The following is a 25,444-nucleotide window of genomic DNA, read 5'->3' on the forward strand; positions in this document are numbered from 1 at the left end:
CCGTCCGCTTCCGAACGGTCAGCCGCCACCTGCCAGTTCGTCAGCTCCCCCGTACTACGTCAAGTGCCCTACCAGCCGCTCCGGCCGTCCGGGCCCGGCCTAGGATGGCTGCACTACCGTGTGGACGGGTGAGTCCGATGGCAGATCCAGCCCAACCGCAGCAAGGCCTGCGCGCCACAGCGACGGGCGCCGAGCTCGGCCTGACCTGGAGCAAGCGAGCGGAGTGGATGCATCGCCGGGTCGACTCGGTGGTGTTCTCCGACCACAAGACGGTGCGGGTGCACGCCAGCATCGATCTGAGCATCCCTGGAACGGCGCCCAAGGCGCCGTGCCCGCCCGGCCAGACCTGCGACGTGACGGGCTTGGGAGCGGCGCCGGTCCGTGTCCTACCGATCGCCTTGCTCGGCAAGCACGAACTCTCGATGTCATTCGACCTCCTGGATGAGAGCGACCGCTCACTGCCGCGGTTGCGGGCCGAGAAGTCGGCCGAGCTCTCCGTCGAATGCCTGCTGGCACTGGCCTCTGCCATCCTCACCCGCGCCGCCCGCCTGGCCCGGCGCGGGGTCGAACCGCCGCCAGTCGAACTCGGCGAAGGGCTCCGCAACGCCCTCACCCAGCTCTGCTCCGTCTCCTCCGCCCTGGCGGCGGGTCCGGCTTGGGGCCAAGTGGTGGGCTCCGACTGGGGGATGAGCCTGCAGGACCGGTGGATTCTCCTGCGGGACAAAGAGTTCGTACGCTGGAGCAAGATGCTCGCGGAGAGCTACTTCCTCTGCGTCCTGATCGAGGGGCAGGAGGGCCAGCACCGGGTGGTCAAGTACAGCTACGAGATGCGCGCCGACACCTGGCTGGCGCCGATCCGGGAGAGCGCCTCGTCACGGCCCACGCTGGCCACCCGGCTCGGCTGGGCGGACTGGCCGTTCACCATCCCCGCCGCCGTACTCAACAGCACCAGTTACCACTGCGAGGTCAGCAACCCGCACGGGGTCGATGTCCGGCTGCTGGAGGTCAGGAAGCTGCCGGAGCACAAGGCCTCGTACGCGCTGCGCTGCCCGACCGAGATCTCACCCTCACGGTCACAGGTGACTGCGAGGGGGCAGCACAAGGACGACGTGGAGAGTTGCCTGGTACTGGTGCGGCTCAAACTCTCCACCACCGGCTGGCTCAGGTCCGCGACAGTGCTCTCACTCGCCGTGACGCTGGTGATGTGGCTCAACGCCGCCCGCGTCGACGCGTTCCTCCCTGCGAAGGACTCCACAGGCGACCCCACCCCCAATTCCGCCGTGCTGATGGGTACCTTCCTGACTGCCTTCGGCGCGGCCGGGATCGCCGTCCTCATCCGCGCTGACGAGCACGAGCTGACCACCGTGATGCTCCGCTGGCACCGGATGGTGGTGGCGGCCGTCGTGGGGCTCGCCTTCCTGGTGGTGCTGGCCCTCGTTCTGGCTCAGGACGAGACATGGCTGGCCCTGGCCTTCATCGGCGCCGGGATCGTCACCGCCGTCGGATTCGCGTTGCTGGCTGTCACCGTGTGGGGCGCCCCCTGGTGGCGGCGCCGGCGCAGCCGGCCGGAGGCCTGATTCCTGCTCGTGGCAGACTGGGAACTACCCCCGACGAGGGAGATGAACACCGGTGACCCAGCCAGTCGAGCCCAACGAGACCCCACCCCGTCTCGACCAGCCCGGGGGTTATGTCCACACCATCGAGGGCCGGCAGACCTTCCCCGGAGCCGAGTGGTCCCGGGACGGCCAGGCACGGTCGACGGCCCTGTTCGAGGAGGCCCGGCAGCAGCTGCGGGCGCCGGAGCGGCCACACCCGGCCTGACCAAGGGCCTGGACTCCCCCGCGACACGGACACCCGTCGAAGCCGCTGCCGTGAACGCCACTCGCCGGTCGACGCCCGTCCGTGCGACCTACCGGCCGCTCGGTTCTCGCCGGGGGGTGGTCAAGCGTCCCGGCCCCGGTCTCGGTAGAAGCTCTCGAGGATCTGCTCGGCCGCCAGCGCAGCCGTAAGAGTGCCCTCGCGGACCTGCTGTTCCAGGCCAGGGGCCAGCTCCCGTACGGCCGGGTCGCCGTGCAGCCTGGCCAGCAGCTGGTCGTGGACCATGGCCCACAGCCAGTCGACCTGCTGGCTACGCCGCTTCTCCGCCAACGCTCCGGTGGCGTCGAGGAGTTGGCGGTGGGCCTGGAGGCGGTCCCAGAGGTCGTCCAGGCCGGTGCCGGAGAGGCCCGAGCAGGTGAGGACGGGTGGGGTCCAGGCGGCTTCCGGGGGCTGGAGCAGGCGCAGGGCGCCGGCCAGCTCGCGGGCGGCCTTCTTGGCGTCCAGCTCGAACGGACCGTCGGCCTTGTTGACCGCGACCAGGTCGGCGAGTTCGAGGACGCCCTTCTTGATGCCCTGCAGCTGGTCCCCGGTGCGGGCCAGGGTGAGCAGCAGGAAGGTGTCGACCATCTGCGCGACGGTGGTCTCGGACTGGCCGACGCCGACGGTCTCGACCAGCACCATGTCGTAGCCGGCGGCCTCCATCACCACCATGCTCTCCCGGGTCGCCTTGGCGACGCCGCCGAGCGTGCCGGAGGTCGGCGAGGGCCGGACGAACGCGGCCGGGTCCACCGCGAGCCGCTCCATCCGGGTCTTGTCGCCCAGGATGGAGCCGCCGGTACGGGTCGAGGTCGGGTCGACGGCGAGCACCGCGACCCGGTGGCCCAGCCCGGTGAGCATCGAGCCGAAGGAGTCGATGAAGGTCGACTTGCCGACACCCGGCACACCGGTGATCCCGATCCTGACCGCGCGACCGGCGTGCGGCAGCAGGGCGACCAGCAACCGCTGCGCCAGCTCCCGGTGGTCGGGCCGGGTGGACTCGACCAGGGTGACGGCCCGCGCGATGTACGCGCGCGAGCCGTCGAGCACCCCGTGGACGTAGGCGTCCAGGTCAACAGGGCGGGCCATCGGCTACAGCTCGTGGCCGAGGTCGGCGGCCAGCCTGCGGATCAGGTCGTAGGCGGCGTCCGGGATGACCGTGCCGGGCGGGAAGACCGCGGCGGCGCCGGCCTCGTACAGCGCGTCGAAGTCCTGCGGGGGGATGACCCCGCCGACCACGATCATGATGTCCTCGCGCCCGGCGGCGACGAGTTCGGCACGAAGCGCGGGCACCAGCGTCAGGTGCCCGGCCGCCAGCGAGTTGACGCCGACGATGTGCACATCGGCCTCGACGGCCTGGCGGGCCACCTCGGCGGGGGTCTGGAAGAGCGGGCCGACGTCCACGGTGAAGCCGAGGTCGGCGAAGGCGGTGGCGATCACCTTCTGGCCGCGGTCGTGGCCGTCCTGGCCCATCTTGGCGACCAGGATGCGCGGGCGGCGGCCCTCCGCCTCCTCGAAGCGCTCGACCAGTTCGCGGGTGCGGTTGAGCCCCTCGGAGGGGCCGGCTTCGTCGCGGTACACACCCGAGATGGTACGGATCTGGCCGGAGTGGCGGCCGTACACCTTCTCCAGCGCGTCCGAGATCTCGCCGACGGTGGCCTTGGCCCGGGCGGCGACGATGGCCAGCGCCAGCAGGTTGTTCTCCAGACCGGCGGAGGCGCCTTCCGAAGCCGCGGCGGTGAGCGCGGCGAGCGCGGCCTGGCAGGCGTCCTCGTCGCGCTCGGCGCGCAGCCGGGCGAGCTTGTCGACCTGCTGGGCGCGGACCGAGGAGTTGTCGACCTTGAGCACCTCGATCTGCTCGTCATTGGCGACCCGGTACTTGTTGACGCCGATCACCGGCTGGCGGCCGGAGTCGATCCGGGCCTGGGTGCGGGCGGCGGCCTCCTCCACGCGCAGCTTGGGAATGCCCGCGTCGATGGCCTTGGCCATGCCGCCGGCCGCCTCGACCTCCTGGATGTGCTCCCAGGCGCGGGTGGCGAGCTCCTGGGTCAGCTTCTCCACGTAGGCGCTGCCGCCCCACGGGTCGATGACCCGGCAGGTGCCGGACTCCTGCTGCAGCAGCAGCTGGGTGTTGCGGGCGATCCGGGCCGAGAAGTCGGTCGGCAGCGCGAGCGCCTCGTCGAGCGCGTTGGTGTGCAGCGACTGGGTGTGGCCCTGGGTCGCGGCCATCGCCTCGACGCAGGTGCGGGTGACGTTGTTGAACACGTCCTGCGCCGTGAGCGACCAGCCCGAGGTCTGCGAATGGGTGCGCAGGCTGAGGGACTTGGGGCTCTTCGGGTCGAACTGCTTGACCAGCTTGGCCCAGAGCAGGCGGGCCGCGCGAAGCTTGGCGATCTCCATGAAGTAGTTCATGCCGATCGCCCAGAAGAAGGAGAGGCGCGGCGCGAAGGCGTCCACGTCCATCCCGGCCGCGATGCCGGCCCGCAGGTACTCCACGCCGTCGGCGAGGGTGTAGGCGAGCTCCAGGTCGGCCGTGGCTCCGGCCTCCTGGATGTGGTAGCCGGAGATGGAGATCGAGTTGTAGCGCGGCATCTTCTGCGAGGTGTACGCGAAGATGTCGGAGATGATCCGCATCGAGGGCTGCGGCGGATAGATGTAGGTGTTGCGGACCATGAACTCCTTGAGGATGTCGTTCTGGATGGTCCCGGCCAGCTGCTCCGGCGCCACCCCCTGCTCCTCGGCAGCCACGATGTAGAGGGCGAGCACCGGCAGTACGGCGCCGTTCATGGTCATCGAGACCGACATCTTGTCCAGCGGGATGCCGTCGAAGAGCTGGCGCATGTCGTAGATCGAGTCGATCGCGACGCCGGCCATGCCGACGTCGCCGGTGACCCGGGGGTGGTCGCTGTCGTAGCCACGGTGGGTGGGCAGGTCGAAGGCGACCGAGAGGCCCTTCTGGCCGGCCGCGAGGTTGCGGCGGTAGAAGGCGTTGGACTCCTCGGCGGTGGAGAAGCCCGCGTACTGGCGGACCGTCCACGGCTGGTTGACGTACATGGTCGAGTACGGGCCGCGCAGGTACGGGGCGATGCCCGGGTAGGTGCCCAGGAAGTCCACGTCCGCGAGGTCGGCGCCGGTGTAGAGCGGCTTGACGGCGATCCCCTCGGGGGTCTCCCAGACCTGCTCGGCCACGTCCTTGCCGGTGGCCTGCTGCCAGCCCGCCTGCCACTGCTCCTCGGTGGCGCCCTGCGCCTCGCCGAGCTCGACCTCGGTGAAGTCGGGAATCATCACACCGCTCCGATCTCGTCGAGGGCGGCGGTCAGGACGGCGACGGCGTCGCTGCCCACGTGGACGAACGCGTCCACCCCCGCCCGCTGGTACGCCTCGCGCTGCTCGCCACCCTGCCCGGCGAGCAGGACGAGCCTGGCCCCGGCCGCCTTGAGCGCGGCGGCCACCGCCTCGGCGTGCTCCACGTACAGCTTGTCACTCGAGCACAGGCACGCGACGGCGGCGCCCGAGGCGGCGAAGGCCTCGGCCAGCGCGGCGGCGTCCGTCCCCTCGGCCGACGTGGTCTCGATGCCGCCGGCCTGCAGCAGGTTGGCGGCGAAGGCCGAGCGGCCGGCGTACGCGGCCGCCGGGCCGATCGCGGCGAGAAAGGCCTTCGGGCGCGCGCCCCGGGCGGCGAGGAAGGCGTCGGAGCGGCGGCGCAGCGCCTCGAACCGCTCGGCGCGGCGCACGGTCGGCAGGCCGCCGGCGGGGCGGGCCGGGGCCGGCTCGCGGGTGAGCGGCTGCTCGCCCAGGTTGGGGAACTCGCTGACGCCGGTGATCGGCTCGCGGCGGTGGGCCAGCTCGGCACTCCGCTCGGCCCAGGTCTGCCCGATCCGCTCGGCGACCAGGCCCTCGGTGAGCGCGGCGCGCTGGCCGCCGGCCCGCTCGATCTCCTGGAAGAACGCCCAGGCGGCCCGGGCGAGCTCCTCGGTGAGCTGCTCGACGTACCAGGAGCCGCCGGCCGGGTCGATCACCCGGGCCAGGTGGGACTCCTCGAGCAGGACGGACTGGGTGTTGCGGGCGATCCGGCGGGCGAAGGCGTCGGGCAGGCCGACGGCCTCGTCGAAGGGCAGCACGGTGACGGCGTCGGCGCCGCCGAGCCCGGCCGCCAGGCAGGCGACCGTGGTGCGCAGCATGTTCACCCACGGGTCGCGCTCGGTCATCATCACCCGGGAGGTGACGGCGTGCTGACGCTGCGCCGCGTGCTCGCCGGCCACCCCGCACACCTCGGCGACGCGGGCCCACACCCGGCGGGCGGCGCGCAGCTTGGCGATGGTGAGGAACTGGTCGGCGGTGGCCGCGAGGCGGAACTCCAGCTGCCCGGCGGCCTCGTCGGCGCTCAGCCCGGCGGCGGTCAGCTCGCGCAGGTAGGCGACGCCGGTGGCCAGCGCGCAGCCCAGCTCCTGGGCGGCGGAGGCGCCGGCCTCGTGGTACGGCAGGGCGTCGACGGCCAGGGCGCGCAGGCCGGGGTGGCCCTCGGCGGTGCGGCGGGCCAGCCCGGTGGCGGCGGCCAGCAGCTCGGCGGTCCGCGCGTCGTCGCCGGTGCGGGCGAGCAGGCCGAGCGGGTCGGCACCCAGGGTGCCGGTGGGCTTGTCGTACATCGCGAGCAGCTGCTCGGCGGCGGCCGGGAACTCGGCGCCCGCGTCCAGCGCGACGGCGGCGAGGTCGAGGTACACGCCGTCCAGGGCCTGCGGCAGCGCGGCGACCGGCAGGCCGTGCTCGCTGTCCAGGGTCAGCCAGAGGCTGGTGACCCCGTGCTCCAGGTCGGCCAGGACCGCTTCGTTGGCCCGGCGCGGGTCGGGGTCGGTGTGCTGCTGGCGCACGTCCCACCCGCCGACGGCCGAGCCCTGCGGGCGGCCGCCCCGGACGAAGGGGAAGGAGCCGGGGTATCCGGGCTCGGCGGCCGTGTCCGTCGCGGTGTACAGCGGACGGACCCGCAGGCCGTCCTGGAGGTCGGTGGCCAGCGCATCCTCGGCGTCGGCACCACTCACGTCCTGCGCGCCAGACTTGCGCAGGACGCCTTCGACAAGACGCTGCCACTGCTCACGGTTTGCATCCGGGAACTCGGCGGCCAGGGAGAGCCCTTCGGGCGAGACCGTCATGAGGGAAGGTTAGAGGTAGTTAACCCCTACGCATCAGATCGAACCGGTGTGACCTTGCCCTCGCTGCACTCCCCGCAGCCCGTAGTGCCGCAGGTGGGAACCCCTGTCCGCCGCCGCTGACCCCCCGTCCGGGTGAACGGGGGGCATCCTCGGCGCCGGCTCAGGAGAAGACGTCGGCCATCCGCTGCTCGAACCACTCCTGCGGGGTGGCCGCGCCCTTGATCCGCTCGGCGGTGCGCTCGTTGCTGAACGGGAACAGCGGGGTGATCGGCGCGTCCGGGTTGGGGATGTGGAAGAACGGCAGGCTGATCCGGGCCCGGCCCTCGCCCACGGCCGGGTTGGTCACCTGGTGCATGGTGGAGACCCACCGCCCGCCGGTCCAGAACTCCATCATGTCGCCGATGTTCACCACGAAGCTGCCCCGGGTGTACGGCACGTCGCACCAGCCGTGGCCCGGCCGCTCGACCTGCAGGCCGCCCGCCGCGTCCTGGTAGAGGATCGTCATGTTGCCCCAGTCGGCATGCGGGCCCTTGCGCAGCTGACCGTCCATCGGCGGCTCGGTCAGCGGGTAGTAGTAGTTCGCCGAGACGGTGGAGGCATGGCGGTCGGTCTTGTCGTCGAAGAAGCCCTCGTCCAGGCCGAGCGCCAGCGCGAACAGCCGGATCAGCCCGCCGGCGAGGCGCTCCATCGCCTCGCCGTACTCGCGGTACACCTCCCGGAAGCCGGCCGGCGCCTCGGGCCAGCGGTTGGCGGCCTGCCAGGGCACCGTCGCGTACGCGGCGTCGGGGCGCGGCGTGACGCCGTCCCCGCGCACACTCGCCGAGTACACCTCCGCCAAGTCCGGCGGGGCCTCGACCCCGCAGCTCTTGGAGCCGCAGCCGGCGCTCGCGTAGAAGCCGTTGCTGCCGGGCACCACGGCCACCTCGGCCTTCGCCTCGGCCGGGAGCTCGAAGAAGGCGCGGGAGGTCTCGTACATCCGGTCGATCAGCTCCTGCCCGACCCCGTGGCCGACCACGGTGAAGAAGCCGGACGTCTCGCAGGCCGCGCCGATCGCCCGCGCCGCGGCCAGTCTCCCGGCGGGGGTGTCGGTGCCGGAGAGATCGATGACGGGCACGTAACCGCCCACCACGGTGGCGTCTTCGACTGATGTGGACATCAGCACTCCTTTCCTCCGCCGGGGAAGCTACGGCGGTTTCCTTGCGGCACGGCTGAAGCCCGGGCCTCAGGGCGGCTTTAGCGCGCCTGCGCAAGGTCGGAGCGTCTGCGGCCCGGCTGCTCCCGCCGTTCCGGCCGCAGCGCGACGCCCTTGGGGGTTCCCTTGACGACGGCCGCACCGATCGACGACCAGGAGACCTCCGCCGGGCGGCCCGAGGAGTTCTACCTGCCGCCCCTGCCCCGGCTGCTGCCGGTCGGCTACCACCCCGAGGCCGCGCGGATCGAGTTCGCCTCCAACGGCTGGGTCCGCCGGATGCTCGGCCCCTGCTTCGCCGGCGAGGAGCAGCTGCTGCACTTCCTGCGCCAGCGCAACGGCCTCTACGGGCCACTGACGGTGCCGCGGGCCGATGCGGGCCGGGCACGGGACATCGCCGACTGGTACCAGTTCGTCACCGTCATCGACAGCTTCGCCTCGGACCGCCACGCCCTCGGCGCCGACCACGCCTCGGCCCGGGCCACCTTCGCCGCCGTCCTCGACGCGCTCGACGGCCCGCTCCCGGCCGGCGACGGGCCGGCGGCGGTCTACGGCCGAGCCGCGCGGGACTTGTACGAGCGGCTGGGCCGCGGGCTGAGCCCGGCGCAGACCGCGCGGCTGCTGGCCTCACTGGCAGCCTTCCTGCACGGCTGCGCGGTGGAGATCCGCAGCAAACTCGACCGCGCCGTACCGGAGTTCGAGGAGTGCATGCGGGTGCGCGAGGACAGCTTCGGCTGCGCCTTCCTGCAGCTGCTCACCGAGTACGCCGCCGAGGTGGACCTCACCGCGCTGCGCGCCACCGGCCTGCTCAACCAGGTGCACCACCACGCCATGCGGCAGCTGATCATCGTCAACGACCTGCTCTCCTGGCGCAAGGAGTACCGGGACGAGGACACCATGACCACCGTACGGGTGCTCTGCGAGGGCCAGGGCCTGACGCTGCAGGCCGCCGTCGACCGGCTGTGCGCGCTGGTCGAGCGGCACGAGCGGGCCTACCTCGCCGCCCGGGACGCGCTGCTGGCCGGGCCGGCCGACGCCGACCTGCGGGCCTACCTCGCGGGGCTGGACCAACTGATCGGCGGGAGCCAGGAGTTCGAGTACCTGACCCCCCGCTACTTCGGCGACGGCTCGGCCTGGGACGGCAGCACCTCCGGCTGGCTCAGCCTCACCGACCCGGTGGCCCACTTCCGCCCCGCTCCCGCCACCCGCTGAGCCACCCCGCCGAGTCACCCCGCCGAGCCGCCCCGGCCCGCCTGAGCCATGAACCGCCCGAGCCGCCTGAGGAGCCTCCCATGGCCGCGATCGCCCCCGACCGACCGGCAGCCCGCTACGCCCTGGCCCCCGGCGCCCTGCCGCTGCTCGGCCACGCCCTGAAGCTCGCCCGCCGGCCGCTGGAGTTCCTCACCGGCCTGCCCCGGCACGGCGAGCTGGTCGAGGTCCGGCTCGGCCGGCGACCCGCCGTACTGGTCTGCGACGCCACCCTGATGCGTGAAGTACTGCTGGCCCCACGCGTCTTCGACAAGGGCGGCCCGCTCTTCGACAAGGCCGAGGAGCTGGTCGGCAGCGGCCTGTTCTCCGCGGCCTTCGAGCCCCACCGCCGCCAGCGCAGGATGATGCAGCCGGGCTTCCACCAGGCCAGGCTCGCCGGGTACGCGACCGTGATGGAGCAGGAGACCACCGAGCTGCTGGCGGGCTGGCGGGACGGGCAGGAGTGCGACGTCCGCGCCCAGATGCACACCCTGACCCTGCGGATCGCCGCCCGCACCATGTTCACCAACCCGATCAGCACCGAGGCCACCGCCGAGGTCCAGGAGTGCATGCCGCTCATCAACCGCGGGGTCTACAAGCGGATGGTCGCCCCCACCGCCCTGCTCGAGAAGCTGCCCACCCGGGACAACCGCGAGTTCGCGCTGGCCCACCACCGGATGCGGCAGGTGGTGGCGAAGACCATCACCCAGTACCGCGAGGCGGGCATCGACCACGGCGACCTGATGTCCATCCTGATCAGCACGGTGGACGAGGAGACCGGGCAGGGCCTGAACGAGGAGGAGATCCACAAACAGGTCACCACCCTGCTCGCGGGCGGCATGGAGACCACGGCCAACGCGATCTGCTCCACCCTCCACCTGATCGCCGGACACCCCGAGGTGGAGCGGCAGTTGCAGCAGGAGCTGGACGCGGTGCTCGGCGGCCGCCCGGCCGAGTTCGCGGACCTGCCCCGGCTCGACTACCTCGGCCGGGTGCTGTACGAGACGCTGCGCCTGCGCCCGCCGGTCTGGCTGCTGACCCGGATCACCACCCAGGACACCGAGCTCGGCGGCCACCGGCTGGCCAAGGGCACCATCCTGCTGGTCAGCCCCTACATCCCGCACCACGACCCGGGGTTGTTCCCCGACCCGGAGGTCTTCGACCCGGATCGCTGGCTGCCCGGCCGCGCGAGCGAGGCCGCCCGGACGGCCATGCAGCCGTTCATCCTGGGCAACCGCAAGTGCATCGGCGACAAGTTCGCGCTCACCGAGGCGATGCTGGTGATCGCCCGGCTGCATGCCGCCTGGACGCTGCGGCCGATCCCCGGCGCCGCCCGCGAGCACCTCCCGGAGGCCACCCTCGGCCCGGGCCCGCTGCCGATGCGGCTCACCCGCCGGGCGCCCGCCGTCACCGCGTCCGCCGCCACCCCGACCGCCAACGGCTGCCCCTACCAGGGCGGTGGGCAGTGACCGCCGCCACCGCCCCGCACGCCCTCCCGCTGCTCGGCCACGCCGGGCAGCTGTGGCGGCGGCCACTGCCCTTCATGCGCGAACTCGCGGCCACAGAAGGCCTGGTGACCCTGCGGCTCGGGCCGTACCGGGCCTACCTCGCCTGCGGGGCCGCCGCCACCCTGCAGGTCCTGCACGAGCCGCGCGTCTTCGACAAGGGCGGCCCGCTCTTCGAGAAGGCCCGGCTGCTGGTCGGCAACGGACTCGTCAGCTCCGACTTCATCACCCACCGCAGGCAGCGCCTGCTCCTCCAGCCCGCCTTCCACGCCCACCGCCTGCCCGGCTACCAGCAGTTGATGGCCGGTCAGCTCGACGCCGCCCTGGACGGCTGGCGCCCGGGCCAAGTCCTGGACCTCGGCCACGAGTTGCACGCCCTCACCCTGCGGGTGGCCGCCCGCACCATGTTCGGCTCCGGGCTGGACGAGCGGGCGGTCGCCGAGGTGGTGGGCGCCATGCCGGTCATCATGCGCGGCGTCTACCAGCGCATGATCCTGCCGGTGGAGTGGGCGCACCGCCTGCCGCTGCCCGCCAACCGCCGCTTCGAGCGGGCCCGCGCCACCATGCACCGCGTCATCCGCGAGACCGTACAGGCCTACCGGCGGGCCGGGCGGGACCACGGTGACGTGCTGTCGATCCTGGTCGGTGCCCGCGACGAACACGGCGCCGCGCTCTCCGGGCAGGAGATCCACGACCAGGTGATGACCCTGCTGATCGGCGCGACCGAGCCGCCGGGCGACGCGCTGACCTGGGTGTTCCTCCTGCTGGCCGGCCACCCGGAGGCCGAGCGCCGAGTCCAGGCCGAGGCGGACGCGGTGCTCGGCGGCCGCCCGGCCACCGCGCTCGCCGCCGCCGACCTGCCCCGGCTGGCCCACACCCGCCGGGTGGTGACCGAGGCTCTGCGCCGCTACCCCCCGGCCTGGCTGCTCTCCCGCACCGCCACCGCCGACACCGAGCTGGCCGGGCAGCGCATCCCGCGCGGCAGCACCGTGCTGTTCAGCCCCTACCAGTGCCAGCACGACCCCCGGGCCTTCCCCGAGCCGACCCGCTTCGACCCGGACCGCTGGCTCGACCCCTCCCCCGCGGCCCGGGCGGCCTGGCTGCCCTTCGGAGCGGGCAACCGCCAGTGCATCGGCGACGAACTCGCCATGACCGAACTGGTCCTGGCCGTCACCGCGGTCGCCGCCCGCTACCGCCTGTGCCCGGCCCCCGGCGCGGCTCCCCGCCCGCTCGCCCGGGCCTCGCTCGGCGCCGAAGGAGCCCTGATGACGGTCGAGCGGCGCACGCCCCGCCCGCCCCGGGCCGCCGCTCTCCGCTCGACGGCCGCCGCATGACCGCCGCCGTCCGGCCCGCCGGGCACCCGCCCGCGCCGGAGCCGGCCGCCGAGCGGCTGCTCCGCACCCCCGCCGGCCGAGCCGTGGCCGGGCACCTCGGCGAGGCGGTCGTCCGCGCCGACCTCGCCACGGCCCTGCAGGTGGTCGACGCGGCCGTCCACGCCGCTCCGCTGGTCATCCCGCCCGCCATGGCCGACGTGTTCAGCGGCGGCAAGCGGATCCGGCCGCTGCTCGTGGTCGCGACCGCCCGGGCCGCGGCGGCCTCCGGCCCGCGCACCGCACGGGCCGCCCTCGGCCCGCTCCGCCCGCCGCCCACCACCGGCCGCCGGCCCGGCGCGCCGCCCCTGGTCGGGTACGGCCGGGTCGCCCTCGCCGCGGCCGCCGTGGAGCTGCTGCACCTGGCGAGCCTGGTGCACGACGACATCATGGACGAAGCGCCGACCCGCCACGGCGTCGGCACGATCAGCGCCAGGGGCGGCACCGGCCTGGCCCTGGTCGCGGGCGACTACCTGCTGGGCCACGCGCACGCCGCCGCCGCGGCCCTGGGCGCGGGCGGCCTGCTCGCCCGCAGTCTGGTGCGGCTCTGCGAGGGCCAGGCCGAGGAGTGGTCCACCACCTTCGACCCCCGGCGCACCGTGCCCTCCTACTACGCGGCGATCGGCGGCAAGACGGCCGCGCTGGTCGAGGCCGCCACCCGCCTCGGCGCCCTCGCCGCCCGGCACTCACCCCGGACCACAGCCGCGCTCGGCCGCTTCGGCCACCACCTGGGCCTGGCCTTCCAGCTCCGCGACGACCTGCTCGACCTCACGGCCACCGCCGACACCCTGGGCAAACCGGTCGGCCATGACCTCGCCAACGGCGTCTACACCTACCCGACCCTGTGGGCGCTGCGCTACGAACCCGCGCTGGCACCGCTGCTCCGGGCCCGCTCCGGCCGGGCGCCGGACCAGGCCCTGACCCACCGGGCCGCCGAACTGGTCCGCCGCTCGGGCGGCCTGGAGGCCACCCGCCGGGCGATCCGCCACCACCAGGGCCGCTGCCTGACCGCCCTCAGCGCCGCCGAGGGGCTCGCCCCCGAAGGAGTCACCCTGCTGGCCGACCTCACCGAGGCCGTCCTGCAGGGTGGTTGACGGTCAGTACATGGCCGAGCAGAGGCCGTCCTCCGGGCAGAACATGAAATCCGCCGCGTTGTAGCCCTGGACGACCTTCAGGGTCACTGTGCACGAGTACGAGTGGTAGTTGCACAGGGAACTCGGCGGATCCCAGTAGTTGATGTACGACCCCGGGTCGGCCCTGGCGGTCAGGGTGACGGACGTTCCGACGGGGAAGGCGGCGTCGCAGGTGCCGGTGGGGTCCGGCTGCGGGACGTCCCCGTACGGATCGGCCCACGGCCCCTGGTAGCAGTGGATCCCGCCCGGGCCGGTGACGGTGCCACCGCCGAAGCCGTCGCTCACCCACACCGACAGGTGGCCCGTCGGGGTGGTGGTGGCGGTCTGGGCCCAGGCCGGCGCGCCCGTACCCAGCGTGGCCGCGAGAGTGAGTGCGGCAGCAGCCGCGGCGAGCCTCCCATGATGCATTCGCATGATCGACCTCCTCGCTCGTGACCTCACGCTATCCCCGGCCCGGAGCGGGAACATCGGACCCGCGACCCCAGGTTTCGCCGCCCCGACCCCAGATACGCGCGGTGACCGGCTCACTCCCCGAGGGTGCGCAGCGCCTCCGCGCGCGTGTGGGCCCCCAGCTTGCTCAGGATCGCCTCGACGTGGCGGCCCACGGTCTTGGGGCTGATGTACAGCCGGGCCGCGATCTCGGGGCCCGACAGCCCCTGGCGCAGCAGGCCGCAGATCTCCTGCTCGCGGCGGGTCAGCCCGTGCCGGTTGGCCCGGGTGGCGGGGCGTGGGCCGTGGGCCCCGACGCGTACGCCCAGGGCCTTCAGCTTCGCCCGGGCCCGGGCGGCGGCGGGCCGGGCCCCGAGCGCCTCGAAAGCGGTCAGCGCCGCATGGACCGCAGAGGCGTCGCCGTCCAGCCGGGCCAGCGCCGCTTCGTAGGCGCAGCCGCGACCGTCCCAGGCAGCCGCCGCGGCCTGCCAAGCCCCCGCCAGCTCGGCGGCGAACGGCTCGGCGGCCGGCACCTCGGGCGGGCGGGCGCCGCCGCGCCGGGCCCAGACGGACAGGCCTCCGGCCAGCCACGGGTCGCTGTGCACCGTCACCACGGCCAGCCCGCGCCCGGCCTCGGCCACGGCTCGCTCGTCCTCCCCGTCCAGCCAGGCCGCCTCGGCCCGCGCCTCCCAGACCGGGCCGAGCAGGAACAGGTCGGTGGGGTCGGCCGCCGTGGCGGCTTCGTCGAGCAGCGGCCACACCTGCGGCTCGCCGCGGCGGGCCCGGACCAGGGCCAGGGTGACCAGGGACCAGAGCCGGCCGGTGAGCGGCAGCTCGGGGCGGCCCAGGGCGGCGTGGGCCGCCTCCGCCGCCTCCGCCCACCGGCCGCGCAGCACCAGCGTCCGCGCCAGCAGCGCGCCCGTGACGTGGCGGAAGGACTCCAGGTTGTGGTCCAGGCAGTACGCCATGGTCCGCTCCAGCATGGGCCCGGCGCGGGCCAGGTCGCGGTGCAGCACGGCGGCCCCGGAGGCGCTGACCCCCATCAGGCCCGCGTGCACCTCGAGCTCGGCCGCCACCGCGGCCCGCCAGGCCTGCTCGATGCCGGCCCAGCCGTCGCCGCCGCACAGCACCCGGGCCAGCGCGACATGGAACCGCGCCCGGACGACCACGGCCGGCTCCCCCAGCCGCTCGCCCAGCTCGACCGCCTGCCGGGCGTGGGTCTCGGCGGCGGCGAGGTCCTGGCCGTAGGCGGCCAGATCGGCCAGGTTCACGTACGCCCAGGCCAGTTCGGGCCCCGGCTCCCGGCGCGCCAGCACGGCCACCGCCTGCCGGCCGACCTGCTCGGCCTCGCTCCGGCGGCCGGAGGGCCACAGCACGAAGGAGAGCCAGCGCAGGTCGTCGCCCTCGCGGAGCCCGTCGTCGAGCGCCCGTCTCAGCTCGGCCGCCCGCTGCCAGCAGCCGATCGCCTCGGGCACCTGGGTCGCGAAGGTGCACGCGAACGCCCGGCCCTCAAGCAGGGCGGCCAGGTCGCCGGGCGGCAGGGCGTCGGCGTGCCGCAGAGCCCGGCCGTACTGGTCGGCGGCCTCACGGTGCGCTCCCATCGCCGAGGCGTGGGCCGCGGCGGCCCGGGCGTACTCGAGGACGGCGGCGCTCTCGCCGGACTCCTCGGCGTGGTAGGCCAGGCGCGACAGGTCGCTCGGGCCGACGGGGGCGGAGCGCAGGGCGGCCAGCACCCGCCGGTGCAGCTCGACCCGGCGGTACGCCGGGACGTCCTCCAGGACGGCGATGCGCGCGAGTTCGTGCCGGAAGGCGATCGTCGGCCCCTCGGTGTGCAGCACGCCCAGTGCCAGGGCCTCCTCCCAGGGGGTGCCCGGCTCGGGGAGGACGGCGCGGAGCAGCCCGAGCGGTGCGCCGGAGCCGACCACGGCCACCGCGTCGACCGCCGACCGGGCCGGCCCGGGCAGCCGGGCCAGCCGCCCGAGCACCGCCTCGCGGACGGTGGCCGGGATATCCCCGGCCGGTGCCGTCAGCACCTCGGTCACGAAGAAGGGGTTGCCCCTGGTGATGCGGTGCAGCTCCTCGGCGTCCACGGGGCGGCCCGCCGCCAGCGCCGCCACGCCGTCACGGCTGAGCGGGGCGAACTCGCAGCGGTGCACCGCCGGGCAGCCCGCCAGGTCCCCCAGGACCGCGCGCAGCGGGTGGGCCGGCCCTATCTCGTCGTCACGGTAGGTGGCGAGGACCAGCGCGGAGCTGGTCTCCAGGTGCCGGCCGAGGTAGCGCAGCAGGTCGAGGGTGGCGGCGTCGGCCCAGTGCAGGTCCTCGAACACCAGCACCGTGGGCCGGGCGCCGAGCTCGGTGAGCAGGGCGCGGAACACCGTGCTGGTGCCGTGCGCGCTCTCCAGGGCCGCCGCCAGCGCCTTCTCCACCGCCGGGCCCAGGCCGGCGGCCGTCTCGGTCAGCGGACCGAGCGGGCACGGGGTGCTCAGCGGATCGCAGCCACCGGTCAGGACCCGGGCGCGTGCGCCGACCTGCTCGGCGAAGCGGCGGACCACCGCGGTCTTGCCGATCCCGGCCTCGCCCCTGAGCAGCACCAGCCGCCCTCGGCCCCGCGTGGCCTGCTCCAGATGGGCGCCCAGTTCGGCGAGGACGCCCTCCCGTTCCACAAGGTCCACACCACCAGTGTCCGCCGCACCGTGTGCGGCGGACACCGGTGGGGCGGATCAGGCGGCGTCCGGGTCACCGCCGAAGCGGGTGCGGTAGCTCTCCAGGTCCTCGTCGGTGATCTTGGCGAAGAGCACCGGCGGGACGGTGAACGGCGTACCGGCCGGGACCAGGTCCAGCGCCTTGGCCTGCTCCGGGGTGTACCAGCTCAGCTCGTCCGCCGGGAGGGCGAAGGAGGTGCGCATGGCGCGGCTGGCAGCCGGGATCAGCGGCTCGGAGAGCACGGCGTAGAGGTGGATCAGGTTCATCGCGGTGCGCAGGGTGAGCGCCGCGCCCTCCGGGTCGGTCTTGACCTGGGTCCAGGGCGCCTTCTCGTCCAGGTAGCCGTTGCCCGCGCTCCACAGGGCGCGCAGGCTCTGCACGGCCTTGCGGAAGTTGAGCGCGTCCAGGTGGCCCTCGTACTCGGCGAGCAGCTCGGCGATCTGCTCGCCGAGCCGCGCCTCCGCCTCGCCCGCCTCGGCACCGGCCGGGACGTCGTCGCCGAAGCGCTTGCGGCTGAAGGTGAGCACCCGGTTGACGAAGTTGCCGAGCACGCCGGCCAGGTCCTTGTTGACGGTCGACGCGAACAGCTCCCAGCTGAAGCTGGAGTCGTCCGACTCGGGGGCGTTGGCGATCAGGAAGTAGCGCCAGTAGTCGGCCGGGAAGAGCTCCAGGGCGACGTCGGTGAAGATGCCGCGCTTCTGGCTGGTGGAGAACTTGCCGCCGTAGTACGTCAGCCAGTTGAAGGCCTTGACGTAGTCGACCATCTTCCAGGGCTGGCGGGAGCCGAGGATGGTGGCGGGGAACATCACCGTGTGGAACGGGACGTTGTCCTTGGCCATGAACTCGGTGTAGCGGACGTCGTCGGCCTGGTACCACCAGGACTTCCAGTCCCGGGTCTCGCCGGGCCGGGCGGCGTCCGACCACTCCTTGGTGGCGCCGATGTACTCGATCGGGGCGTCGAACCAGACGTAGAAGACCTTGCCCTCGGCCGCGAGTTCGGGCCAGACGTCGGCCGGCACCGGCACGCCCCACTCCAGGTCGCGGGTGATGGCGCGGTCCTGCAGGCCCTCGGTGAGCCACTTGCGGGCGATCGAGGAGGCGAGCACCGGCCAGGAGTCGCCGTTGGCGGCGATCCAGGCCTCGACCTCGCCGGTCAGCTTGGCCTGCAGCAGGAAGAGGTGCTTGGTCTCGCGGACCTCGAGGTCGGCGCTGCCGCTGATCGCCGAGCGGGCGTCGATCAGGTCGGTCGGGTCGAGCACCCGGGTGCAGTTCTCGCACTGGTCGCCGCGGGCCTTGTCGTAGCCGCAGTGCGGGCAGGTGCCGACGATGTAGCGGTCCGGCAGGAAGCGCTCGTCCGCGTTGGAGTACACCTGGCGGACGGACCGCTCCTCGATGAAGCCGTTGGCGTGCAGCTCGCGGGCGATCTCCTGGGTGATCTCGCGGTTCTGCGGCGAGGAGCTGCGGCCGAAGTGGTCGAAGGAGAGCTCGAACCCGTCGTAGATCGCCTTCTGCTGGTCGTGCGCGGCGGCGCAGAAGTCGGCCACCGGCAGCCCGGCCTCCTTGGCGGCCAGCTCGGCCGGGGTGCCGTGCTCGTCGGTCGCACAGATGTAGAGGACGTCGTGGCCGCGCTGGCGCAGGTACCGGGAGTACACATCGGCGGGGAGCATCGAACCCACCATGTTCCCCAGGTGCTTGATCCCGTTGATGTAGGGGAGGGCGCTGGTGATCAGGTGTCGAGCCATGCTCGGACGCTCCAATGCGGTGTCCGGCAGCGCCCCCGCAGGAGCGCCGCGACGGGGCAGCTTTCTTCTGCTGTGGGCGGGATCATCCTACCTACCTCCGGCTACGCGCTGTACCGGGTTGTTCTGTGTGCGGTCCCCGGTGTCCGGTCAGGCGTGTACGCTTCCCCGATGCCCAAGGTGACGAGAAACGATGTGGCCCGCCGAGCGAACGTCTCGACGGCCGTCGTCAGCTATGTCATCAACAACGGCCCCCGCCCGGTCGCCCCGGCGACCCGCGAGCGGGTGCTCGCCGTGATCGAGGAGCTCGGGTACCGGCCCGACAGCATGGCCCAGGCGATGGCCCGGCGCCGCACCAACCTGATCGGCATGGTGCTCCCGGACGCCCGCCAGCCCTTCTTCGCCGAGCTGGCGCACGCGGTCGAGCAGGCCGCCACCGAGCACGGCCGCCTGGTGCTTATCGGCAACTCCGACTACTCGGACGCCCGCGAGGAGCACTACCTGCGCGAGTTCCTCGGCATGCGGGTGGACGGCCTGATCCTGATCAGCCAGGTGAACGCCAACCGGGCCGCCGCCGAGGTCGCCGAGGACGAGACCACCCGGATGGTCCTGCTGCACCACCGCTCCGAGGCCGCCCACCACACCGCCGTGGTCACCGAGGACCAGGGCGGCGCCGAGCTGGCCGTCCGCCACCTGATCGAGCAGCACGGCCACCGCGCCGTCGCCTGCCTGGGCCGCTCCCCCGGCTCGCTGGGCGCCCTCGACCCGGTCGCCGAGCGGGTGGCCGGCTGGGCCGCCGCGATGGCCGGGGCCGGTCTGCCCACCGACGACCTGCTGGTGGACGCGCCGTACGGGCGTTCCGGGGCGTACGGCGTCGCGGTGGAACTGCTGCGCCGCGAGCAGCGGCCGACGGCCGTCTTCTGCGCGACCGACGACCAGGCCATCGGTGTGCTCCGGGCCGCCCGCGAGCTGGGCCTGGCCGTGCCGGGCGACCTCGCGGTGGCGGCCTTCGACGACATCAAGCAGTCGGCCCTGGCCGATCCCCCGCTCACCACCGTCCGGGCCGACCGCGACGCGATGGCCAGGGCGGCGGTCGAGCTGGTGCTCGGCCTCACCCCGGGGCAGGACCCCGAGCCGCTGCGGGTCTTCCCGGCGGAGCTGGTGGTCCGGCGCTCCTGCGGGTGCTCTTAGGGCCTCTCTCTCGGATCACGTCGGATCAGCGGGCGTCGTTGGGGTGCGTGCATCGGCGGCGCCGAGGAGGAAGTCCATGCGGAGCATCGGCGACCGACGAGAAGCCGTCGAGGTGCGTGCCCCGGCGGCGACCGCCCGGCGTGATCCGAAAGAGAGGTCCTAGCCGAGGCTCCTGAGGTGGTGGCGGATGCGTAGCGCCGTGAACACCTCGACGATGCCGACCGCGACCAGCCAGCAGCCGGTGAGCACCGTCAGCACGGCCACCGAGGTGAGCGGCGAGGTCATCAGGACCACCCCGGCCAGCAGGCTGATCACCCCGGCGAAGATCTGCCAGCCGCGGGCGGGCATGTCGGGGTCGGAGAGCGCCGCCATGGTCTGGGTGATGCCGCGGAACAGCCAGCCGATGCCGATCCACAGCGCGAGCAGCAGCACCGACTCCAGCGCGCTGCGGAAGCACAGCAGGCCGAGCAGGACACACAGCACGCCGGAGATGAAGGCCATCACCCGCAGCGCCGTCGAGGCGTGGGTGCCGAAGGCCGCGACCAGCTGGAGCACGCCGGTCATCAGCAGGTAGAGGCCGAACAGGATGCCGACCACCACCAGGGTCGCCTTCGGCCAGGCCAGCACCATGCAGCCCAGCGCCAGCGCCACCAGCCCGGCCACCAGCACCGCCTGCCAGGCGCTCTTGGCGAGCATGCCGAGGAGGTCCCTCGGATCGGGCGGCATGCCGTCCCCGTAGGGCGACTGGTCAGGGCGCTGCGGAGTGTTCAGTGTCATGAGGCCCATCCTTCGAGCACCGCCAGGAGCCTGCCACCGCAGACGCCCGGCTGCGCCCCGGACGGCCCAACGACCTGCCGTGCGGGGCAGGCCGAAGCCCCCGCGCGGGGTGCGGCGGGGGCTTCGGGGAGTCGGGGGTCAGGCCTGGGTGTCGTCGGGTGGGGCCTGGTTGCCGAGCTGCTCGTTGATCTTCTGCTGGGCGGTGTCGACCTGGCTGGAGTACTTGCCTTCCGTCCTGGCGTCGAACGCGTCGCCGGCCTTCTCGACACCGGTACGGGCGGTGTCCTCGTGGCCCTTCAGCATTTCCTTGAGCTTGTCCAACATCGACATGGGGTCGTCCTCCCTGATCGGGCTTCCGACCTCCAGCATCCCCAGTGCCACCGGATCCCGCATCTCACCGGCTCCGGGAGCGCAGCGAGGGCCGGGCCCGGCGGGCGGTGGCCAGGGCCGGGGCGAGCCCGGCCACGGTGGGGGTCTCGAAGACCGAGCGGACGCTCGCCTCGACGCCCAGCGCCGAGCGGATGCGGTTGACCAGGCGGGCGGCGAGCAGCGAGTGCCCGCCCAGGTCGAAGAAGCTGTCGTCGATACCGACCTCGGGCAGCCCGAGCACCTCGGCGTACAGCGCGCAGAGCGTCTCCTCCTGCGGGGTGCGCGGCGCCCGGCCGCTCACCGCGGCCGCCCAGTCCGGCGCGGGCAGCGCAGCCCTGTCCAGCTTGCCGTTCACGGTCAACGGCAGCGCGGGCAGCACCACCAGCGCGGAGGGCACCATGTACTCCGGCAGCCTCTCCGCCAGCGCCGCCAGCACCTGCTCCGTGGCCGGGAGTTCGGCACCCACGAGGTACCCGACCAGCCGGCCCTCCCGTAGCACCACCACCGCCTGCCCCACCCCCGGCACACCGGCCAGTGCCGCCTCCACCTCACCGAGCTCGACCCGGAACCCGCGCACCTTCACCTGGCCGTCACCCCGGCCCAGGAACACCAGCTCACCGTCGGCACTCCAGCGCGCCAGATCACCCGTGCGGTACATCCGGCCGCCCACCGGCCCGAACGGATCCGCCACGAACCGCTCCGCCGTCAGCCCCGGCCGGTCCAGATACCCCCGCGCCAGCCCCGTCCCCGCCAGGTACAGCTCCCCCGGCACCCCCGCCGGCACCGGCCGCAACCACGCGTCCAGCACCGACAGCCGCGCCCCCGCCATCGCCGCCCCCAACGGCACCGAGACACCCGGGGCCTTCTCCCAGCACTGCTGGCTGACGCAGAGCGTCGCCTCCGTCGGCCCGTACAGCGTGCGCACCCGCACCCCGTGGGCGGCCTCCAGCACGCGGCCGACCGAGCCGGACGACACCACATCGCCACCGGTCAGCACCTCCGCCAGCCCCGCGAACGCCCCCGGATCGTCCTCCGCGATCACCCCGAACAGCCCGGCCGTCAGATGCAGATGCGTCACCCCCTGCTCGGCGACCAGCCGTCGCACCCCCGCCGCATCCAACTCACCCTCCGGAGCCACCACGATCCGCCCACCCGCCAGCAGCGGCGCCCAGATCTCGTACGTCGAGGCGTCGAAGGCGTGCGGCGAGTGGAACAGGACCGCGGAAGAGGCGTCCAGGCCCCAGACCGCGTCCAGCGCCAGGTCCACCACTCCCCGCTGGGTCACCGCGACACCCTTCGGTTCGCCCGTCGACCCCGAGGTGTACATCACATAGGCGAGCTCCGCCGGCTCCACCACCGGCCCCACGAACCCGCTCCCGAGCGCCCCGGAAGCCGCCGCCCACCCTGTCCACTGCTCGTCCACCACCACCGGCGCCTCACCGAGCACCTTCGCCGCCCGCGCCTGCGGCCACCGGGCATCCACCGGCAGGTACGCCGCCCCCACCCGCAGAATCGCGAGCAGCGCCACCACCAGGTCCGCCGAACGCTCCATCAGCACCGGCACCACAGCCCCGCGCCCCACCCCCGCCGCAGCCAGCACGCCCGCCAGGCCACCCACCCGAGTAGCCAACTCCGCGTACGAAAGCGACACTTCACCCGCCACCACCGCCACCGCGTCCGGCGCGGCCACCACCCGCGCCTCGAACAGCTCCAGCAGACTCCCCCGATCGCCCGCAGCCGTCGCCCCCGCACCCCACGCCAGCAGCACCGCCGACTCCGCCGCCGTGACGAGCTCCAACTCGCTCACCCGGACGGTCACTTCGTCGGCCACCTGACCGAGGAGGCGGACCAGGCGCTGCCCCAGCGCCTCGGCGGTGGCGTGGTCGAAGAGGTCGCGCGTGTAGCCGACCACGAAGGACAGGGTGCCGTCCGGGGCATCCAGGAAGCCGAACTCGAGGTCGAACTTGGCGGTGTCCAGGGCGACTTCGCCCGGCCTGGCGGCCAAGCCGGGGAGCGGGAGGCAGGACTCCTCCCAGTGCTCCCCGACCACTGCCACCTGGAACAGCGGGTGGCGGGCGAGCGAGCGGGAGGGCTGGAGCTCCTCTATCACGCGGTCGAACGGCACGTCCTGGTGCTCGAAGGCCCCCAGCGTGGTGGTCCTGACCCGGGTGAGCAGCTCGGCGAAGGTCGGGTCGCCCGAGGTGTCGGTGCGCAGCACCACGTTGTTGACGAAGAAGCCGATCACCTCGGCCAGGGCGTCGTCGCCCCGGCCGGCCAGGACCGTGCCGAGGGGGATGTCGGTGCCCGCGCCGAGCCGGGTCAGCAGTGCGGCCACCGCCGCCTGGGCCACCATGAAGACGGTGACGTCGTGGGTGCGGGCCAGGCCGCGCAGGCGCTCGGAGAGCGCGGCGTCCAGCGCGAGCTCGATCCGATCGCCCCGGTAGGAGGCGCGGGCCGGGCGCGGGCGGTCGACGGGGAGGGCGATCTCCTCCGGCAGATCGGCCAAGGTCGCCCGCCAGTAGGCGAGTTGGGAGCCGAGCTCGCTGTCGTCCGGGGCGCTCTCGGTGAGCAGGTCGTGCTGCCAGAGGGCGTAGTCGGCGTACTGCACCGGCAGGGGCTCCCACCCGGGGGCGTGCCCGGCCAGCCGGGCGGCGTAGGCGGCGGCGAGGTCGGTGGCGAGCGGGCCCAGCGACCAGCCGTCGGTGGCGATGTGGTGCATGACCACGACGAGGGTGCGCTCCTCTGCCCCGGAGTCGATCAGCTCGGCGTGGATCGGCAGGTCCGTCGCCAGGTCGAAGACGTGGCGGCAGGCGGCCGCCGTCGCCTCGGCCAGCCGCTCGGGCGGGCAGTCGACGGCTTCGACCCGCACCACGGCCTGCTCGGCCGGGAGCACCAGTTGGCTCGGACGGCCGTCGACCTCGGCGAAGAGCGTGCGCAGCGACTCGTGCCGGCCGACCACGTCGGTGAGCGCGGCGGAGAGGGCGGGCAGGTCGAGCTCGCCCGTGAGCAGGGTGACCACCGGGACGTTGTAGAGCGCGGAGGGGCCTTCCAGCTGGTACAGGAACCAGAGCCGGCGCTGCGCGGGGGACAACGGGACGACGGTGGGTCGGGAGGCCACGGCCACCTCTTCTCTCGGCGGGGTCAGAGCTGGGCGTGCACGAACTCGGCGAGCCGGTCCAGCCCTTCGAGCAGCTCCTCCTGCTCCAAGCGCCCTACCGAGAGCCGCAGTTGCGGCCGGGGCTCGGCCCCGGCGTAGAAGGGGTGGACGGGGGTCCACAGCACCCGGTGGGTGCGGGCGCAGTGCGCCAGCAGCTCCTCCCCGGCGGCGAACGGGACGTCGAGCCGGCACAGGAAGCCGCCGTCCGGGATCTGCCAGCCGATCCCGGTGGTGCCGGCGAAGCGGTCGGTGAGGCCCTGGCGCAGCAGGCGCAGGTTGTCCTGGCGGGCCCGGGTCTCGCCCTGCCGGGCCGCCCGCAGGCGGAAGTTGTGGTGCAGCAGCTTGCCGCCGATCACGGCCTGGGCGGACGGCGCGGTGTCGACGGTCACCGCGCGCTTGATCCGCCGGAGCAGCTCGGCCAGCGGCTCGGGCCGGCCGGTCGCGGGCTCGGCCGGGCACTGGTCCGCCACCGCGTAGCCCACTCGGGCGCCGGGGGCGCCGGCCCGGGCGAAAGAGCCCAGGTGGATCACCCGCCGGTGCCCGTCCAGCGCTTTGAGGGCGGCCGGGCCGGTGCCGTCGCGGTCGCCGACCAGCTCGTACGGGCTGTCCTCGATCAGCAGGAAGTCGTGCTCGTCGGCCAGCCGCAGCAGTTCGAGCCGCGCGGCCCCGTCGAGGACGGCCCCGGCGGGGTTCACGCAGTCCGGCACCAGGTAGCAGGCCCGGGGTCGCAGCCCCTCGGCCCGGGCGCGGCGCACCTGGGCGACCAGGTCGGCCAGGTCGAGGCCGGCCGCCGCGTCGCGCACCGGCAGCACCCGCAGCTCGGCCAGCCGGGCGGCGGCGTCCAGGCCCCGGTAGCTGGGCGCCACCGCGAGCAGGACGTCCCGGTCGGTGCGGCGCAGCGCTCGGAGCGTGAGGTAGCGCGCCTCCTGGCAGCCGGCGGTGACCACCACCGCGTCCGGGTCCACCGCGATGCCCTCGTCCGCCCACAGGTGCTCGGCGACCAGTTCGTGGATGATGCCCATGGCCCGTCCGTACTGCGGCACGGACAGCCGGACGGCGCTCGCGTCGGCCAGGCGGTCCGCCAGGCGGCGCCGGTAGCTGCGCAGGTACTGCTCGGTCAGCCCGGGGTCGAGGAAGCCCTCGAAGGGCCGGCCGGCCGCGAAGGAGACGGCCTCGGGGTGGTGCTGGGCCGGGCGGTCGGGAGCCGGTGCCGGTGAGGAGTACGAGCCCCAGCCGCCCGGCCGAGGCGCCAGGTCGGTCACGGCGGTACCCGGCCCGGTCAGGAGGCGGTCGGCGGGTCGGCGGCCATCGCGGCCACCAGGCTGGCCGGGCGCATGTCCGTCCAGTTCTCCTCGATGTACGCCAGGCACTCGGCGCGGCCGTCCTCCTCCTTGCGGATCTCCCAGCCGTCGGGCACCTCGGCGAAGAGCGGCCAGAGGGAGTACTGCCCCTCGGCGTTGACCAGCACGCGGAACCGGCCGTTCTCGTCGTCGAACGGATTCGCCATCAGAAAAGTCCTCCTCGCCGGGAGGCCGCCGGGATCACGTCGCGGCCCGCTGAACAAGCTAGGAGCCGGGCGCCCGGAGCGACAGGGCTGCGCCCCGGGCAATGCTTGCAAGAACCTGCCACCCGG

19 protein-coding genes are annotated in these 25,444 nt (G+C 73.7%); 7 read left to right on the plus strand and 12 right to left on the minus strand.

Going from position 1 to position 25,444, the window contains the following annotated elements; translation table 11 throughout:
• Positions 1–137: 137 nt before the first annotated feature.
• Positions 138–1,577 carry a hypothetical protein gene (locus ABT095_RS17815; protein ID WP_350530357.1) on the plus strand — a complete coding sequence of 480 codons (1,440 nt, stop codon included), beginning with the start codon at positions 138–140 and terminating at the stop codon, positions 1,575–1,577.
• Between the two features lie 52 nt (positions 1,578–1,629).
• A complete protein-coding gene (locus ABT095_RS17820) occupies positions 1,630–1,821 on the plus strand; it encodes a hypothetical protein (RefSeq protein WP_350530358.1) in 192 nt (63 codons plus the stop codon).
• Positions 1,822–1,941: 120 nt separating this feature from the next.
• Here ABT095_RS17820 and meaB read toward each other — a convergent pair whose 3' ends face one another.
• The 4 genes from meaB to ABT095_RS17840 form a co-directional block, all read right to left on the minus strand.
• The gene (gene meaB, locus ABT095_RS17825) at positions 1,942–2,943 is read right to left on the minus strand and encodes a methylmalonyl Co-A mutase-associated GTPase MeaB (protein WP_350530359.1); all 1,002 of its coding nucleotides are present in this window, start codon (positions 2,941–2,943) and stop codon (positions 1,942–1,944) included.
• A 3-nt stretch (positions 2,944–2,946) separates the two neighbouring features.
• Complete coding sequence (gene scpA, locus ABT095_RS17830; RefSeq protein WP_350530360.1) at positions 2,947–5,139, minus strand: methylmalonyl-CoA mutase; 2,193 nt, start codon at positions 5,137–5,139, stop codon at positions 2,947–2,949.
• The gene (locus ABT095_RS17835; RefSeq protein ID WP_350530361.1) at positions 5,139–7,001 is read right to left on the minus strand and encodes a methylmalonyl-CoA mutase subunit beta; all 1,863 of its coding nucleotides are present in this window, start codon (positions 6,999–7,001) and stop codon (positions 5,139–5,141) included. The genes scpA and ABT095_RS17835 overlap by 1 nt, the downstream gene beginning before the upstream one ends.
• A 160-nt stretch (positions 7,002–7,161) precedes the next feature.
• Positions 7,162–8,157: an isopenicillin N synthase family dioxygenase gene (locus ABT095_RS17840; RefSeq protein ID WP_350530362.1), complete on the minus strand. Its 996-nt coding sequence runs from the start codon at positions 8,155–8,157 to the stop codon at positions 7,162–7,164.
• Between the two features lie 162 nt (positions 8,158–8,319).
• Between ABT095_RS17840 and ABT095_RS17845 the strand changes: the two genes are divergently transcribed.
• The 4 genes from ABT095_RS17845 to ABT095_RS17860 all read left to right on the plus strand — a co-directional run bounded on the left by ABT095_RS17845 (position 8,320) and on the right by ABT095_RS17860 (position 13,407).
• Positions 8,320–9,402, plus strand: a complete 1,083-nt coding sequence (locus ABT095_RS17845) for a terpene synthase family protein (protein WP_350530363.1) — start codon at positions 8,320–8,322, stop codon at positions 9,400–9,402.
• Between the two features lie 80 nt (positions 9,403–9,482).
• Positions 9,483–10,907, plus strand: coding sequence for a cytochrome P450 (locus ABT095_RS17850; protein WP_350530364.1), 1,425 nt, complete (start codon positions 9,483–9,485; stop codon positions 10,905–10,907).
• On the plus strand, positions 10,904–12,277 hold the full coding sequence (locus tag ABT095_RS17855; RefSeq protein ID WP_350530365.1) for a cytochrome P450: 1,374 nt from the start codon (positions 10,904–10,906) through the stop codon (positions 12,275–12,277). Before ABT095_RS17850 ends, ABT095_RS17855 begins: the two co-directional genes overlap by 4 nt.
• Positions 12,274–13,407, plus strand: coding sequence for a polyprenyl synthetase family protein (locus ABT095_RS17860; RefSeq protein ID WP_350530366.1), 1,134 nt, complete (start codon positions 12,274–12,276; stop codon positions 13,405–13,407). The genes ABT095_RS17855 and ABT095_RS17860 overlap by 4 nt, the downstream gene beginning before the upstream one ends.
• A gap of 3 nt (positions 13,408–13,410) precedes the next feature.
• Here the strand turns inward: ABT095_RS17860 and ABT095_RS17865 are convergent, their stop codons facing one another.
• The 3 genes from ABT095_RS17865 to metG form a co-directional block, all read right to left on the minus strand.
• A complete protein-coding gene (locus ABT095_RS17865; protein WP_350530367.1) occupies positions 13,411–13,860 on the minus strand; it encodes a hypothetical protein in 450 nt (149 codons plus the stop codon).
• Positions 13,861–13,970: 110 nt separating this feature from the next.
• A complete protein-coding gene (locus tag ABT095_RS17870; protein ID WP_350530368.1) occupies positions 13,971–16,547 on the minus strand; it encodes an ATP-binding protein in 2,577 nt (858 codons plus the stop codon).
• 48 nt (positions 16,548–16,595) lie between these two features.
• Positions 16,596–18,320, minus strand: a complete 1,725-nt coding sequence (gene metG / locus ABT095_RS17875; RefSeq protein WP_350530369.1) for a methionine--tRNA ligase — start codon at positions 18,318–18,320, stop codon at positions 16,596–16,598.
• A gap of 168 nt (positions 18,321–18,488) precedes the next feature.
• Between metG and ABT095_RS17880 the strand changes: the two genes are divergently transcribed.
• On the plus strand, positions 18,489–19,508 hold the full coding sequence (locus tag ABT095_RS17880) for a LacI family DNA-binding transcriptional regulator (protein WP_350530370.1): 1,020 nt from the start codon (positions 18,489–18,491) through the stop codon (positions 19,506–19,508).
• Positions 19,509–19,667: 159 nt separating this feature from the next.
• Here ABT095_RS17880 and ABT095_RS17885 read toward each other — a convergent pair whose 3' ends face one another.
• The 5 genes from ABT095_RS17885 to ABT095_RS17905 all read right to left on the minus strand — a co-directional run bounded on the left by ABT095_RS17885 (position 19,668) and on the right by ABT095_RS17905 (position 25,318).
• Positions 19,668–20,285, minus strand: coding sequence for an HdeD family acid-resistance protein (locus tag ABT095_RS17885; protein WP_350530371.1), 618 nt, complete (start codon positions 20,283–20,285; stop codon positions 19,668–19,670).
• Between the two features lie 138 nt (positions 20,286–20,423).
• The gene (locus ABT095_RS17890; RefSeq protein WP_350530372.1) at positions 20,424–20,615 is read right to left on the minus strand and encodes an antitoxin; all 192 of its coding nucleotides are present in this window, start codon (positions 20,613–20,615) and stop codon (positions 20,424–20,426) included.
• Between the two features lie 64 nt (positions 20,616–20,679).
• Complete coding sequence (locus ABT095_RS17895) at positions 20,680–23,772, minus strand: non-ribosomal peptide synthetase (protein ID WP_350530373.1); 3,093 nt, start codon at positions 23,770–23,772, stop codon at positions 20,680–20,682.
• Between the two features lie 23 nt (positions 23,773–23,795).
• Positions 23,796–25,073 carry an aminotransferase class I/II-fold pyridoxal phosphate-dependent enzyme gene (locus tag ABT095_RS17900; protein ID WP_350530374.1) on the minus strand — a complete coding sequence of 426 codons (1,278 nt, stop codon included), beginning with the start codon at positions 25,071–25,073 and terminating at the stop codon, positions 23,796–23,798.
• Positions 25,074–25,090: 17 nt separating this feature from the next.
• Entirely contained in the window at positions 25,091–25,318 is a 228-nt protein-coding gene (locus tag ABT095_RS17905; RefSeq protein WP_350530375.1) for an MbtH family protein, read from the minus strand.
• Between the last annotated feature and the right edge of the window lie 126 nt (positions 25,319–25,444).

The sequence above is a fragment of the Kitasatospora sp. NPDC002227 genome, assembly GCF_040296285.1.
Classification (GTDB): domain Bacteria; phylum Actinomycetota; class Actinomycetes; order Streptomycetales; family Streptomycetaceae; genus Kitasatospora.

Coding starts and splice junctions, on each gene's coding strand:
- ABT095_RS17850 (WP_350530364.1), top strand. CDS start 9,483: ATGGCCGCGATCGCCCCCGACCGACCGGCAGCCCGCTACGCCCTGGCC.
- meaB (WP_350530359.1), bottom strand. CDS start 2,943: ATGGCCCGCCCTGTTGACCTGGACGCCTACGTCCACGGGGTGCTCGAC.
- ABT095_RS17860 (WP_350530366.1), top strand. CDS start 12,274: ATGACCGCCGCCGTCCGGCCCGCCGGGCACCCGCCCGCGCCGGAGCCG.
- ABT095_RS17865 (WP_350530367.1), bottom strand. CDS start 13,860: ATGCGAATGCATCATGGGAGGCTCGCCGCGGCTGCTGCCGCACTCACT.
- ABT095_RS17885 (WP_350530371.1), bottom strand. CDS start 20,285: ATGACACTGAACACTCCGCAGCGCCCTGACCAGTCGCCCTACGGGGAC.
- ABT095_RS17905 (WP_350530375.1), bottom strand. CDS start 25,318: ATGGCGAATCCGTTCGACGACGAGAACGGCCGGTTCCGCGTGCTGGTC.
- ABT095_RS17840 (WP_350530362.1), bottom strand. CDS start 8,157: ATGTCCACATCAGTCGAAGACGCCACCGTGGTGGGCGGTTACGTGCCC.
- ABT095_RS17880 (WP_350530370.1), top strand. CDS start 18,489: ATGCCCAAGGTGACGAGAAACGATGTGGCCCGCCGAGCGAACGTCTCG.
- ABT095_RS17835 (WP_350530361.1), bottom strand. CDS start 7,001: ATGACGGTCTCGCCCGAAGGGCTCTCCCTGGCCGCCGAGTTCCCGGAT.
- ABT095_RS17815 (WP_350530357.1), top strand. CDS start 138: ATGGCAGATCCAGCCCAACCGCAGCAAGGCCTGCGCGCCACAGCGACG.
- scpA (WP_350530360.1), bottom strand. CDS start 5,139: ATGATTCCCGACTTCACCGAGGTCGAGCTCGGCGAGGCGCAGGGCGCC.
- ABT095_RS17890 (WP_350530372.1), bottom strand. CDS start 20,615: ATGTCGATGTTGGACAAGCTCAAGGAAATGCTGAAGGGCCACGAGGAC.
- metG (WP_350530369.1), bottom strand. CDS start 18,320: ATGGCTCGACACCTGATCACCAGCGCCCTCCCCTACATCAACGGGATC.